The organism is Pseudomonas sp. FA117 (assembly GCF_057370475.1).
The window spans coordinates 4,531,531-4,544,887 of record NZ_CM170675.1 but is presented as its reverse complement, the minus strand read 5'-3'; the positions used below and the strand labels follow the sequence as shown (position 1 = coordinate 4,544,887).

At 66.0% G+C, this 13,357-nt stretch carries 12 protein-coding genes; 5 read left to right on the top strand and 7 right to left on the bottom strand.

Going from position 1 to position 13,357, the window contains the following annotated elements:
• Positions 1 to 84: 84 nt before the first annotated feature.
• The 4 genes from rnc to pdxJ all read left to right on the top strand — a co-directional run bounded on the left by rnc (position 85) and on the right by pdxJ (position 3,282).
• The gene (gene rnc, locus AC1TXO_RS21000; RefSeq protein WP_486403513.1) at positions 85 to 774 is read left to right on the top strand and encodes a ribonuclease III; all 690 of its coding nucleotides are present in this window, start codon (positions 85 to 87) and stop codon (positions 772 to 774) included.
• A complete protein-coding gene (gene era / locus AC1TXO_RS20995) occupies positions 767 to 1,669 on the top strand; it encodes a GTPase Era (RefSeq protein ID WP_486403512.1) in 903 nt (300 codons plus the stop codon). The genes rnc and era overlap by 8 nt, the downstream gene beginning before the upstream one ends.
• A gap of 145 nt (positions 1,670 to 1,814) precedes the next feature.
• On the top strand, positions 1,815 to 2,498 hold the full coding sequence (gene recO, locus AC1TXO_RS20990; RefSeq protein ID WP_486403511.1) for a DNA repair protein RecO: 684 nt from the start codon (positions 1,815 to 1,817) through the stop codon (positions 2,496 to 2,498).
• A 61-nt stretch (positions 2,499 to 2,559) separates the two neighbouring features.
• Positions 2,560 to 3,282, top strand: a complete 723-nt coding sequence (gene pdxJ, locus AC1TXO_RS20985; protein ID WP_486406878.1) for a pyridoxine 5'-phosphate synthase — start codon at positions 2,560 to 2,562, stop codon at positions 3,280 to 3,282.
• A 122-nt stretch (positions 3,283 to 3,404) separates the two neighbouring features.
• On the opposite strand, the gene AC1TXO_RS20980 is transcribed toward pdxJ, so the two are convergent.
• Together AC1TXO_RS20980 and AC1TXO_RS20975 are read right to left on the bottom strand one after the other, a co-directional pair.
• Positions 3,405 to 4,742 (bottom strand): heavy metal sensor histidine kinase, encoded by a 1,338-nt coding sequence (locus AC1TXO_RS20980; protein WP_486406877.1) that lies wholly within the window; start codon positions 4,740 to 4,742, stop codon positions 3,405 to 3,407.
• A 44-nt stretch (positions 4,743 to 4,786) separates the two neighbouring features.
• Complete coding sequence (locus tag AC1TXO_RS20975) at positions 4,787 to 5,461, bottom strand: heavy metal response regulator transcription factor (protein WP_486403510.1); 675 nt, start codon at positions 5,459 to 5,461, stop codon at positions 4,787 to 4,789.
• Between the two features lie 243 nt (positions 5,462 to 5,704).
• Here AC1TXO_RS20975 and AC1TXO_RS20970 point away from each other — a divergent pair, with 243 nt between their 5' ends.
• Positions 5,705 to 5,908 (top strand): hypothetical protein, encoded by a 204-nt coding sequence (locus AC1TXO_RS20970; RefSeq protein WP_486403509.1) that lies wholly within the window; start codon positions 5,705 to 5,707, stop codon positions 5,906 to 5,908.
• A 69-nt stretch (positions 5,909 to 5,977) separates the two neighbouring features.
• Here AC1TXO_RS20970 and cmoB read toward each other — a convergent pair whose 3' ends face one another.
• The 5 genes from cmoB to AC1TXO_RS20945 all read right to left on the bottom strand — a co-directional run bounded on the left by cmoB (position 5,978) and on the right by AC1TXO_RS20945 (position 13,331).
• Positions 5,978 to 6,934 carry a tRNA 5-methoxyuridine(34)/uridine 5-oxyacetic acid(34) synthase CmoB gene (cmoB, locus tag AC1TXO_RS20965; RefSeq protein ID WP_486403508.1) on the bottom strand — a complete coding sequence of 319 codons (957 nt, stop codon included), beginning with the start codon at positions 6,932 to 6,934 and terminating at the stop codon, positions 5,978 to 5,980.
• A complete protein-coding gene (gene cmoA / locus AC1TXO_RS20960) occupies positions 6,931 to 7,674 on the bottom strand; it encodes a carboxy-S-adenosyl-L-methionine synthase CmoA (protein WP_486403507.1) in 744 nt (247 codons plus the stop codon). The genes cmoB and cmoA overlap by 4 nt, the downstream gene beginning before the upstream one ends.
• A gap of 91 nt (positions 7,675 to 7,765) precedes the next feature.
• On the bottom strand, positions 7,766 to 8,158 hold the full coding sequence (locus AC1TXO_RS20955; protein WP_486403506.1) for a protease inhibitor I42 family protein: 393 nt from the start codon (positions 8,156 to 8,158) through the stop codon (positions 7,766 to 7,768).
• A gap of 168 nt (positions 8,159 to 8,326) precedes the next feature.
• A complete protein-coding gene (gene lon, locus AC1TXO_RS20950) occupies positions 8,327 to 10,753 on the bottom strand; it encodes an endopeptidase La (RefSeq protein ID WP_486403505.1) in 2,427 nt (808 codons plus the stop codon).
• Positions 10,754 to 10,919: 166 nt separating this feature from the next.
• Positions 10,920 to 13,331 carry a glucose/quinate/shikimate family membrane-bound PQQ-dependent dehydrogenase gene (locus AC1TXO_RS20945; RefSeq protein WP_486403504.1) on the bottom strand — a complete coding sequence of 804 codons (2,412 nt, stop codon included), beginning with the start codon at positions 13,329 to 13,331 and terminating at the stop codon, positions 10,920 to 10,922.
• Positions 13,332 to 13,357: the final 26 nt, after the last annotated feature.

Here is a 13,357-nt window from a genome sequence, read left to right as displayed (position 1 = left end):
TCGCCGCCACACGACGGCGTGACACAGCCAAACAGTCTTTCAGGATGTTGATTTGAACGCGTTTAACAACGAAGGGGTGGCCGCATGAGCGCTTCCCTCGAACGCCTGGAGCGCAAGCTCGGCTATACCTTCAAGAACCAGGACCAGATGCTCCTGGCGCTCACGCACCGCAGTTATGCCGGGCGCAACAACGAGCGCCTGGAGTTTCTCGGCGATGCCATCCTCAATTTCGTGGCGGGCGAGGCGCTGTTCGAGCGTTTCCCCCAGGCCCGCGAAGGCCAGCTGTCGCGCCTGCGCGCACGCCTGGTCAAGGGTGAGACCCTGGCCCGCCTGGCCCGTGGCTTCGACCTGGGCGACTACCTGCGCCTGGGTTCGGGCGAGCTCAAGAGCGGCGGCTTCCGCCGTGAGTCGATCCTGGCCGATGCGCTCGAGGCGCTGATCGGCGCGATCTACCTGGATGCCGACATGCAGACCGCCCGCGAGCGTATCCTCGCCTGGCTGGCCGGCGAGTTCGGCGGGCTGACGCTGGTCGACACCAACAAGGACCCCAAGACCCGTCTGCAGGAATACCTGCAGTCGCGTGCCTGCGAGCTGCCACGTTACGAAGTGGTGGACATCCAGGGCGAACCTCATTGCCGTACCTTCTTCGTCGAATGCGAAGTGGTGCTGCTGAACAACAAGAGCCGCGGCCAGGGCGTGAGCCGGCGTATCGCCGAGCAGGTCGCCGCCGCCGCTGCATTGATCGCCCTGGGCGTGGAGAATGGCAATGACTGAGAACAATCCGACCCGCTGCGGTTACGTGGCCATCGTCGGTCGCCCGAACGTGGGCAAGTCCACGCTGCTCAACCACATCCTCGGGCAGAAGCTGGCGATCACTTCGCGCAAGCCCCAGACCACCCGCCACAACATGCTCGGCATCAAGACCGAGGGTGACGTGCAGGCGATCTATGTCGACACCCCCGGCATGCACAAGGCCAACGACAAGGCCCTGAACCGCTACATGAACCGCAACGCCTCGGCAGCGCTCAAGGATGTCGACGTGGTGATCTTCGTGGTCGACCGCACCCGCTGGACCGACGAGGACCAACTGGTGCTCGAGCGTGTGCAGTACGTGACCGGCCCGCTGATCATCGCGGTCAACAAGACCGATCGCATGGAAGAAAAGGCCGAGTTGATCCCGCACCTGCAGTGGCTGCAAGAACAGCTGCCGAACGCCGAAGTGATGCCGATTTCGGCGCAGCAGGGGCACAACCTCGACGCGCTGGAAGCCCAGATTGCCAGGCACCTGCCGGAAAACGAGCATTTCTTCCCGGAAGACCAGATCACCGACCGCAGCAGCCGCTTCCTGGCCGCCGAACTGGTACGCGAGAAGATCATGCGCCAGCTCGGCGCCGAGCTGCCGTACCAGATCACCGTCGAGATCGAGGAATTCAAGCAGCAGGGCCATGTGCTGCACATCCACGCGTTGATCCTGGTCGAGCGTGATGGCCAGAAGAAGATCATCATCGGCGACAAGGGCGAGCGCATCAAGCGCATCGGCTCCGAGGCGCGCAAGGACATGGAAGTGCTGTTCGACTCCAAGGTCATGCTCAACCTGTGGGTGAAGGTCAAGGGTGGCTGGTCCGACGACGAACGGGCACTGCGTTCGCTGGGTTACGGCGACCTCTAAGCCTCGCCGCGCACCTTGTAGGAGCGGGCTTGCCCGCGAACACGGGCAACGCCCGTGCCATGCATCCACGGTGCTTGGGCTGGCTTCTTCGCGGGCAAGCCCGCTCCTACAGATGTGCGCTTTGCCTGAGACCGAGTGACCGCTCATGGACCAACCCTCCCCGCAACCCGCCTACGTCCTGCACAGCCGCGCCTACAAGGAAACCAGTGCGCTGGTGGACTTCTTCACCGCCCAGGGCCGGGTGCGGGCGGTGCTCAGGCGTGCGCGGGGCAAGGGCGGCAGCCCGGTGCGCCCCTTCGTGCCGCTGGAGGTCGAGCTGCGCGGGCGGGGCGAGTTGAAGAACGTCGGTCGGTTGGATACGGTCGGCCTTGCCGGGTGGCTGCACGGCGACGCGCTGTTCAGCGGTCTGTATCTCAACGAGTTGCTGATGCGCCTGCTCCCTGCCGAAGCGCCGTTTCCTGCCCTGTTCGAGCATTACACCCTGACCCTCGAGGCGCTGGCCGCCGGTCGCCCGCTGGAGCCGCTGCTGCGCGCCTTCGAATGGCGCCTGCTGGACGAACTGGGCTACGCCTTCTCGCTGACCCACGACGTGAACGATGACCCCGTGGTTGCCGAGGGGCGCTATCGGCTGCAGGTCGACGCCGGGCTTGAGCGGGTCGAGCTGCTCCAGCCCGGGTTGTTCAGCGGCACCGAGCTGCTGGCCCTGGCCGAGGCCGAGTGGGAGGCGCCCGGGGCGCTGCTCGCCGCCAAGCGCCTGATGCGCCAGGCGCTGGCCGTTCATCTGGGGCCCAGGCCACTGGTCAGCCGGGAACTGTTTCGCAAGCGCTGAGCACGTCGTATGCTGTGGGGCTAAACCTTCAGGAGAGCCTTTCGTGACTCACAGCAACCGCATGCTTCTCGGCGTCAACATCGACCACGTGGCGACCCTGCGCCAGGCCCGGGGCACGCGCTATCCAGATCCGGTCAAGGCCGCCCTGGACGCCGAGGAAGCGGGTGCCGATGGCATCACCGTGCACCTGCGCGAAGACCGCCGGCACATCCAGGAGCGCGATGTGCTGTTGCTCAAGGACGTGCTGCAGACGCGCATGAACTTCGAGATGGGCGTCACCGAAGAAATGATGGCCTTCGCCGAGAAGATCCGCCCGGCGCATATCTGCCTGGTGCCGGAGACCCGCCAGGAGCTGACCACCGAGGGCGGCCTGGATGTGGCCGGGCAGGAGGCGCGGATCAAGGCCGCCGTCGAGCGCCTGGCCCGTACCGGTGCCGAGGTGTCGCTGTTCATCGATGCCGACGAGCGGCAGATCGAGGCCTCCCGTCGCGTCGGGGCGCCGGCCGTCGAACTGCATACCGGCCGTTACGCCGATGCGCAGACGCCCACCGAGGTGGCCGAGGAGCTCAAGCGCATCGTCGATGGCGTGGCCTTCGGCGTGGGGCAGGGGCTGATCGTCAATGCCGGCCATGGCCTGCATTACCACAACGTCGAGGCCGTGGCGGCGATCAAGGGCATCAATGAGCTGAACATCGGTCACGCGCTGGTGGCGCATGCGCTGTTCGTCGGCTTCAAGGCGGCGGTGGCCGAGATGAAGGCCTTGATCGTGGCGGCTTCGCGCTGATATCGCGGCGCTCTCTTCGCGGGCAAGCCCGCTCCCACAGGTCCAGGTTGCTCAAAATCCAAAAGCCAACTCAATCCCTGCAGGAGCGGGCTTGCCCGCGAAGAGGGCAGTCCAGCCAACCGTCATTCGGCCTGGAACACCAGGCTGAAGCGGGTGGGGCCGGTTGCACTGCTGCTCACCTCGACCCGGCCGCCATGCAACTGCATGATCGACTTCACGATCGCCAGGCCCAGCCCCGTTCCGCCCTCCAGCCGCGAGCGGCCACAGCCGACACGGTAGAAACGCTCGAACAGCTGCGTCAGATGCGCCTGGTCGATCCCGGGCCCCTGATTCTGCACCCATAACCACACCTGGTCCTGGCGCCGCTCGATGCCCAGTTCGATCACCTGGTCATGCGGGCTGTGGCGAATGGCGTTGCTCAGCAGATTCGACAGTGCACGCTGGAACATCAAGCGGTCGGCCAATGCCGTGCCCCAGCCGTGTGCACGCAGTTCGATCCCCTTGAGTTCGGCGCTGAAGTCGAACAGTTCCATCACCCGCGCGGTTTCATCGGCCAGGGCCAGCGGCTTGAGCATGGTCTGGGCCTGAGGCTGGCTGACCTGGGCCAGAAACAGCATGTCGTTGATGATGCGATTGAGGCGGGTGAGCTCCTCGACGCTGTCTTCCAGCGCCTCGCGGTAGTGCTCGCCGTCGCGCTCGCGGGACAGCGTGACCTGGGCCTTGCCCATCAGGTTGCTGATCGGTGTGCGCAGCTCGTGGGCCAGGTCGTCGGAAAACTGCGACAGCTGGCGCACGCCCTGATCGAGGCGCTCGAGCATGATGTTGATGCTGGCCGCCAGTTCCGCCAGCTCCTGGGGCAGCCCTGTGCTCGGCAGGCGGTGGGTGAGCTGGTGGGCGCAGATCTGCCCGGCGATGCGGCGAAACCGGCGCAGTGGGTCGAGCCCGCGCTGCACCAGCTTCCAGGCGCCTATGCCGATCAGCAGCAGCAGCACCGGCAGTGCCAGTAGGGTCGAGTTCAGGTAGGCGTGGAGCAGAGCGTTGTCGTCGGCGCGGTCCAGCGACATCATCACCCGCACCGGCTGGTTGTCGCGCAGGCGCATCAACTGGGTGACGGTCAGAAGTTGACGCCCGTCGCTGTCGCGCCACGCCATGAAGGCCGGCTGTTGTCCTGCGGGCAACTGGCGCAGCGCTTGCGCTTCCAGGGCCGGTCCCAGGCTCAGTAGCGCGGGGTGGCGGCCGTTGAGGGCGAGGATGCTCAGGCTGAGGTTGTCGTGCCCCATCACCAGGTCGAGCAGCGGATGGGCGCGGCTACCGAGGTCGTCGCTGCGCAGGTCGACGCGCAGGTTGTGCTCGACCTGCAGCATCTTGCGCGCCAGGTCGCGACGGGCGCGGCTGTCCAGTTCGTGGTCGAGGGCGAACACGGCCAGGCAGGCCAGCAGCAGGACCAGCGCGGCGCCCATCAGGGTCACCGAAAGCCCCAGGCGCAGCGACAGGGTGCGGCCCCTCACGTGCGCGCTTCCAGCACATAACCGACGCCGCGCAGGGTGTGGATCAGCTTGTCGTCGAAAGGGTCGTCGATCTTGGCCCGCAGGCGGCGGATCGACACCTCGACCACATTGGTGTCGCAGTCGAAGTTCATGTCCCACACCAGCGAGATGATCTGCGTGCGCGACAGCACCTCGCCGCTCTGGCGCATCAGCAGGTGCAGCAGGGTGAACTCCTTGGCGGTCAGGTCGATGCGCTGTCCGGCGCGCCAGGCGCGGTGACGGCCGGGGTCGAGTTCGAGGTCGGCGACTTTCAGCGTGTCCGGTTGCAGGTGCTGGTCGTTGCGGCGCAGCAGGCTGCGGATGCGCGCCAGCAGCTCGGGAAACTCGAAGGGCTTGAGCAGGTAGTCGTCGGCCCCCAGGTCCAGCCCCTTGACCCTGTCGGCCAGGCGCCCGTGGGCGGTGAGCATCATGATCCGCGTCGAGGATTCGGCCCGCAGGCGCTGCAGCACGCCCCAGCCGTCGAGCTCGGGCAGGTTGACGTCGAGGATCACCAGGTCGTACGGCTGCTGCCGCGCCAGGTGCAGGCCATCGGTACCGGTATGGGCGCAATCGACCACATAGCCGTTCTCGCGCAGTCCTTGCTGGAGGTAGTCGGCGGTCCGGGGTTCGTCCTCGATGATCAGTAGGCGCATGGCAGGGCTCGGGTCGATGAAAGGGGGCGATTCTCGACCCTGTAGCGACATCAGGGTCAAGCGGCGGGGATGTTACGGCATGTGAGTGGCTTGGCGCGTCAGATAACGGATTTGTAATCCCGGTGTTATCTGGCTGTTCGCGGTTCCAGGGACATTGCAGGACTGTAATCCCCACCTCACCTTCGCGTTAGCTGCCCCTCGCTAGGATGGCCATGACTGGACGGTTATCACGAGGCAAATACGATGAACCTGAGCAAATACCTGCTGCTGGCGATGCTCGCCCTGGGCAGCACCAGCGTTTTTGCAGAAGGCGGCGCGGAACGTTCCAAGGCGTTCTGGCAAGCATTCCGCGAGGATCAGGCCCGCCTGCATGGCGACAAGCAGCAGGCCGTGGCAGAACGTGAGCGCAAGGCGGCAGAGAAGGCCCGAGAGTTGGCCAAGGATTGAGGAGTACCACCCCTGCGCCGCGACAGCTCCTCGGCGCAGGTGGATTCGGGCGCCCGTCGGCGCCCTTTTTTATTTGCGCGCCAGCAGCGTGGCGCGGCGTGGGGCGGGCAGGCCTTCGATGGTCTTGCCGTGGTCGAGCGGGTCGAGGAAGTCAGCCAGCGACTGGTAGCGCATCCACTCGGTGCTGCGTTGTTCCTCGACGCTGGTGACGCTGACATCCACGCAGCGCACATCGCTGAAGCCTGCGCGGCGCAGCCAGCGCTCCAGCGCCGGCACCGACGGCAGGAACCAGACGTTGCGCATCTGCGCATAGCGGTCCTCGGGCACCAGCACCTGCTGCTCGTCGCCTTCGACCACCAGGGTCTCCAGCACCAGCTCACCGCCCTTGACCAGGCAGTCCTTGAGCGCCAGCAGGTGTTCGATGGGCGAGCGGCGATGGTAGAACACGCCCATCGAGAACACCGTATCGAAGCCTTCGAGGTTGGCCGACAACTCTTCCAGGGCGAAGGGCAGGTGCCAGGCCGGCAGCTCGGGCAGGTACTTGTGCACGGCCTGGAACTGGCAGAAGAACAGCCAGTTCGGATCGACCCCGACGACCATCTCGGCGCCGGCGCCAAGCATGCGCCATTGGTAGTAGCCATTGCCGCAGCCGACATCGAGCACGCGCTTGCCCTTGAGGTCCAGGTGCGGGCCGACCCGCGACCATTTCCAGTCCGAGCGCCACTCGGTGTCGACGTGCACGCCGAACAGGTCGAACGGCCCCTTGCGCCAAGGGGACAGCCCCATCAGTGCCTGACGCACCTGGGCGCGGGTCGCTTCGTCGCAGTCGCTGTCCAGGCGCAGCCCGTCGACCAGGTCGATTACCGCCGGTTTCAGGTCCGGCAGGGCATCCAGGGCGCCGCGCCAGCGCTCGAGGTCGCCGTGGCCCTTTTCCAGCTTGGCGTCCAGTTGCGCTTGCAGGCCCTGGGACCAGCAAGCCAGCGGCGTGCCCGCCAGGCGGCGGACGAGGGGAGACAGATCGATCATGGCAGGGCTATCAGCGAGGCGAAGTTGAGGCATTGGAACCAGGGCACGACTTTCGAGAAGCCGGCAGCGCGCAGGCGCTCCTGGTGGGCTTGCAGGGTGTCGGGCTTCATCACGTGCTCGATGGCGCTGCGTTTCTGGGCGATTTCCAGGTCGCTGTAGCCATTGGCGCGCTTGAAGTCCAGGTGCAGTTCGTTGAGCAGTTCCTGCTCCTGCGCATCGTCGAAGCGCAGTTTCTCCGACAGGATCAGCGCACCGCCTGGCAGCAGCGCCTGGCGAATGCGTGCGAGCAGGTCCAGGCGTTGCTCGGGAGCGATGAACTGCAGGGTGAAGTTCATCGCCACCACCGAGGCAGGCTCGAAGGGCAGCGCGAGGATGTCGGCTTCGAGCACCTGTACCGGCAGCAGTTCCTGGAACATCGAGTCCTGGGCGGTGAGGTACTGGCGGCAGCGTTCGACCATGGCCGCGGAGTTGTCCACGGCGATCACCCGGCAGCCGTCGTGGCGCACGTGGCGGCGCAGCGACTGGGTCACAGCGCCCAGCGAGGCACCGAGGTCATACAGGGCGGTGTGTGGCTGGGCGAAGCGCGCGGCAAGCACGCCGAGGTTCTCGACGATGGTCGGGTAGCCGGGCACCGAGCGCTTGATCATGTCCGGGAACACGCGCACCACGTCCTCGTTGAACACGAAGTCGGGCACTTGCTCCAGGGGCTGGGCGAATAGGCGGTCGGGGTCTTTGCTCACGGCGGATCCAGATTCAGCGGGTGATGTCGAGGGGCGGCATTCTAGCCAAACCGGGCCGAGGATGCATGGCCGGCTGACCAGTGTGGCGCGTTCATTTCACCCGGATGGCGCAATCGAAGGTTTCCACGGGCTGGACCTCCGGGGCCCAGGGCTGCTGGTAGACCAGCACCAGGTGCCCTTCGCCGGCACTGACCGCCTGGAAGCGCCAGGTGGCGACACCGGCACTGCCCACGATGCCGGCTTCCTCGGGCGAGTTGTAGACTTCCGGGCCGAGGCTGCGCAGCAGGCCCGAGGCCGGATCCTTGATGCTCCAGCGATAGCCGGTGGACGGGTTGCTGGACAGCGACAGCGACAGGGTCTGGCCGACGTGCAGGCGCTGGGGGCATTCGCTGTCGGCATCGAGCTCGACGGTCTGCCGGGGTTGCTGGGCGCAGGCGGCGAGCAGGCTGAGGCTCAGGGGGAGCAGCAGGCGAGGAAGGGTCATGGTGACTCCTGAGACGGGCGATGGCCTGAGGATAACCGATGAACTGGGGGGTGTGGGGCTGTGAGGGCCCATCGCGGGGCAAGCCCGCTTCCACAGGTTTCGAAATCTACAGGGTGCCTGTGGGAGCGGACTTGCCCCGCGATGGGCCGCACAGCGGCCCTGGGTTTATCAGAACAATACTTTCGCCACGTCGGCAAAGCGCTTGGCGAAATGCACCGTCAGCCCTTCGCGCAGGTAGTCCGGCAGTTCCTCGAAGTCCCCACGGTTCGCCTCCGGCAGGATCAGCTCGTGGATCTTCTGGCGCCGCGCGGCGATGACCTTCTCGCGCACACCGCCGATCGGCAGCACCTGGCCGGTGAGGGTCAGCTCGCCGGTCATCGCCACGCCTTTCTTCGGCGCCTGGTCGCGTGCCAGCGACAGCAGGGCGCTGGCCATCGTCACGCCGGCGCTGGGGCCGTCCTTGGGTGTCGCTCCTTCAGGTACGTGCAGGTGAATGAAGGCTTCGTTGAAGAAGCCCGGGTCACCACCGTACTGCTTTAGGTTCGAGCTGACGTAGCTATAGGCGATTTCCGCAGATTCCTTCATCACGTCACCCAGCTTGCCGGTGAGCTTGAAGCCGCGGTTGAGGGTGTGGATGCGCGTGGCCTCGATCGGCAAGGTAGCGCCGCCCATGCTGGTCCAGGCAAGGCCGGTGATCACGCCCTTGCCCGCTAGCACCTGTTCGCTGCGAAACACCGGCATGCCCAGTGCCGCTTCCAGGTCCCTGGTGCCGATCTTGAGCTTGGCGTCGGGATTTTCCAGCAGCTTGACCACCGCCTTGCGCACCAGCTTGCCGAGCTGTTTCTCCAACTGGCGGACCCCGGCTTCACGGGCATAGCCCTCGATCACCAGGCGCAGGGCGCTGTCGCTGATGCTCAGGCTGGTCTTGGACACGCCGGCCTTGTCCAGTTGCTTGGGCCACAGGTGGCGCTTGGCGATGGCCAGTTTCTCCTCGGTGATGTAGCCGGACAGGCGGATCACTTCCATACGGTCGAGCAGCGGACCGGGGATCGAGTCGAGGGTGTTGGCGGTGCAGACGAACAGCACCTTGGACAGGTCCAGGCGCAGGTCGAGGTAGTGGTCGAGGAAGTCGACGTTCTGCTCCGGATCGAGCGTTTCCAGCAGCGCCGAGGCCGGATCGCCCTGGTAGCTCTGGCCCATCTTGTCGATCTCGTCGAGCATGATCACCGGGTTCATCACCTCGACGTCCTTCAGCGCCTGCACCAGCTTGCCCGGTTGGGCGCCGATGTAGGTGCGGCGATGGCCCTTGATTTCGGCCTCGTCGCGCATGCCGCCGACGCTGAAACGGTAGAACGGCCGGCCGAGGGATTCGGCGATGGACTTGCCGATGCTGGTCTTGCCGACCCCCGGTGGACCGACCAGCAGCACGATCGAGCCGCTGATCTCGCCTTTCCAGGCGCCGACGGCGAGGAATTCGAGGATGCGTTCCTTGATGTCGTCCAGCCCGGCATGGTGCTGGTCGAGCACCCTGCGCGCGTGCTTGAGGTCGAGCTTGTCCTGGCCGTACAGCCCCCAGGGCAGTGCGGTGGCCCACTCCAGGTAGTTGCGCGTCACGGCGTACTCTGGCGAGCCGGTCTCGAGGATCGCCAGCTTGCCCATTTCCTCGTCGATGCGTTTTTGCGCCTGGTCGGGCAGGGTCTTGCCCTGCAGGCGCTGCTCGAACTGTTCCAGGTCGGCGCTGCGGTCGTCCTTGGTCAGGCCCAGCTCCTGCTGGATGACCTTGAGCTGCTCCTTGAGGAAGAACTCGCGCTGGTGTTCGCCGATCTGTCGGTTCACCTCGGCGGAGATCTCGTTCTGCAGCCGCGCGACTTCAACCTCCTTGCGCAGCATCGGCAGGACTTTCTCCATGCGCTTGAGCATGGGCACGCAGTCGAGCACCTCCTGCAGCTGGTTGCCAGTGGCGGACGTCAGGGCGGCGGCGAAGTCGGTAAGGGGCGAGGGGTCGTTGGGGCTGAAGCGGTTGAGGTAGTTCTTCAGCTCTTCGCTGTACAGCGGGTTGAGCGGCAGCAGCTCCTTGATCGCGTTGATCAGCGCCATGCCGTAGGCCTTGACCTCGTCGGTGGGCTGCGCCGGCTGGCGGGGATACTCGACTTCGACCAGGTACGGTGGGCGGTGGTGCTTGAGCCAGGTGCGGATACGCACGCGGGTCAGGCCCTGGGCGACGAACTGCAGCTTGCCGCCCTCACGGCTGGCATGGTGCACCTTGACCAGGGTGCCGTACTCGGGCAGCGCCTTGGTGTCGAAGTGACGGTGGTCTTCGGGCGGGGTGTCCATGAAGAACAGCGCCAGGGAGTGGTGCTCGGTCTTGGCGACCAGATCGAGGGTTTCGGCCCAGGGTTCTTCATTGACGATCACCGGCAGGACCTGCGCGGGGAAGAACGGGCGGTTGTGGATCGGGATCACATAGACCTTGTCCGGCAGTTGCTGGCCGGGCAGGGCGAGGGCGTTGCCATGGCCGGTGTGGGCCTTGGCATCGAGGTGTTCGACTTCGCTGTGTTGGTCGGCGTGTTCCGGGAAATCCTGCTGGTCGCTCATGGGGCACCTGCGTGAATGACTATGGTGCTTAGATGGGGCGAGGGGACATGGGTTTCAATGGTAGACGAAGGCAGTGGGGGGAGGGTTTCATCTTTGCCGGCCTGTGCCGACCCGTGCGCAGGCTTGCCCGCAAAGGCGGCGGCGTGGAAACCGCCGCCTTCGAAGGTTACTCAGCCAGTTTGTAAGCGATGATGTAGTCGCCCATCCTGGTGCCCAGCGAGCCATGTCCACCGGCCACGATCAGCACGTACTGCTTGCCGTCCTTGCCGGTATAGGTCATTGGCGTGGCCTGGCCACCCGCTGGCAGGCGGGCGCTCCACAGTTCCTTGCCGTTGTGCACGTCGTAGGCGCGCAGGTACTGGTCCAGGGTGCCGCTGAGGAAGCCCACGCCACCGGCGGTGACGATCGAGCCACCCATGCTCGGCACGCCCACCGGCAAGCCGATCGGCACCGGGGTGCTGTCACGGGTGGTGCCGTTCTTGCGCTTCCACACCACCTTGTTGGTGAACAGGTCGATGGCTGCCACATAGCCCCAGGCAGGCGCCTGGCACGGCACGCCCAAGGGCGACATGAACGGGTGCATGGTCACGGCATACGGCGCTCCGGCGTTTGGCTGCACGCCGCTGGTCTCGCTCTCGCGCTTGCTGCCTTCGGCCACCTGCTCGCGCGGGATCATCTTCGACACGAAGGCCATGTAGTTCGGCGAGGTGAACAGCAACTGACGCACCGGATCGACCGAAACGCTGCCCCAGTTGAACACACCGACGTTGCCCGGATACACCAGCGTGCCCTGCTCGGACGGTGGCGTGTACTGGCCTTCGTAGCGCAGTTCGCGGAACTGGATGCGGCACAGCATCTGGTCGAACGGCGTGGCGCCCCACATGGCCTGTTCGGTCAGCTCGGGGCCTAGCAGGTTGAGGTCCGAGCGGGCCTGGGTCGGCGCGGTGCGGTCACCCTTGACGGCGCCTTGCGGCACGGGAATCTCGCGGATCGGCACGATCGGCGTGCCGTCACGACGGTCGAGCACGTACAGGCTGCCCTGCTTGGTCGGTACGATGACTGCAGGTTTCACCCCGTCGTCGGTCTTCAGGTGCACCAGGGTCGGCTGGCTGCCCACGTCCATGTCCCACAGGTCGTGGTGGGTGAACTGGTAGTTCCAGCGTGCCTTGCCGGTGGCCAGGTCCAGGGCGACCACGCCGGCGCTGTACTTCTCGGCGCCCGGGGTGCGGTCGGCGCCCCACTGGTCAGGGGTCTGGTTGCCCAGCGGCAGGTAGATCATGCCCAGCTCTTCGTCGACGCTGGCCAGCGACCACATGTTCGCCGAGTTGCGGCTGTAGGTCTTGCCCGGCGCCAGCGGCTTGGTGTCGTCGGGGTTGTTGCTGTCCCAGTTCCACACCAGGCGGCCGTCGTGCACGTCGTAGGCGCGGATCACGCCGGACGGCTCGTTGGTCGACTCGTTGTCGGTGACATGCCCGCCGATGATCACCAGGTCACGGGTGATCGCGGCCGGTGAGGTGGAGTAATAGCCGCCGGCCGTGAACGGGCCGATGCCGGTGGTCAGATCGATCGCGCCCTGGTTGGCGAAGCCTTCGCAGACCTTGCCGTTGTCGGCGTTGATCGCGATCAGGCGAGCATCGGCGGTGGGCAGGTAGAGGCGGCGCGGGCAGGCCTGGGCAACCGCCTGGCCGGCGTCGGAGATCTTCGGCGCAGGGCTGCCGTCACGGCTGACGTAGCGGTTTTCGTCGTAGTACGAGACGCCGCGGCAGGTCATGTGGGCGAAGCCCTTGAAGGTCTTGACCGGGCTCTTGACCTGCGGATCGAAACGCCAGATCTCGGCGCCGGTGTCCGGGTCCAGGGCCAGCACCTTGCTGTGCGCGGTGCAGGCATAGAGCATGCCGTTGGCCTTGAGCGGCGTGTTCTCGTTGGTCAGCTCGACCGGGTCTTCATCGGTCGGCAGGTCGCCGGTGCGAATGCGCCAGGCTTCTTCCAGGCGATAGGCGTTCTGCGGGGTGATCTGGCGCAGCGGCGAGTAGCGGTCACCGTGTTCGGTGCGCCCGTAGGCCTGCCATTCGCCGTCCGGCATGGACGGGGCTGCACTGGCCATTTCGCTGCTGTCGCGTCCCAGTTCGCCGAAGATCTCTCCGGGATGGGTGAACTGGCTGCCGACGGCGGTAGCGCCGGAGGCGACCACGGCAGCGGCCAGCAGGGCGCCATTGACCTTCGAGGACGGCCCGAGCAGCGGGCGGCGAGCCCAGGGCAGCAGCAGGACCACGCCCAGGGCGAACCAGATGGCCAGGCGCGGCACCAGTTGCCACCAGTCCAGGCCCACTTCCCACAGGGCCCAGGCCGTGCTGGCCAGCAGCACCACGCCATACAGGCCCAGGCCGATACGGCGCAGGGCGATCAGCAGGGCGCCCGAGACGGCAAAGCCGATCCCGCCGATCAGGTAGTACAGGGATCCGCCCAGCTGGCTCAGCTTGATGCCGCCTGCGATCAGGGCCAGGCCCATCAGCAACAGCAGCACGCCTACGAGGCGCGGTAGCCAGCGGGTTCCATTCTTGGCACCGTCAGTGCTCATCGCATGTTCTCCGTTCGTTCAAGGTT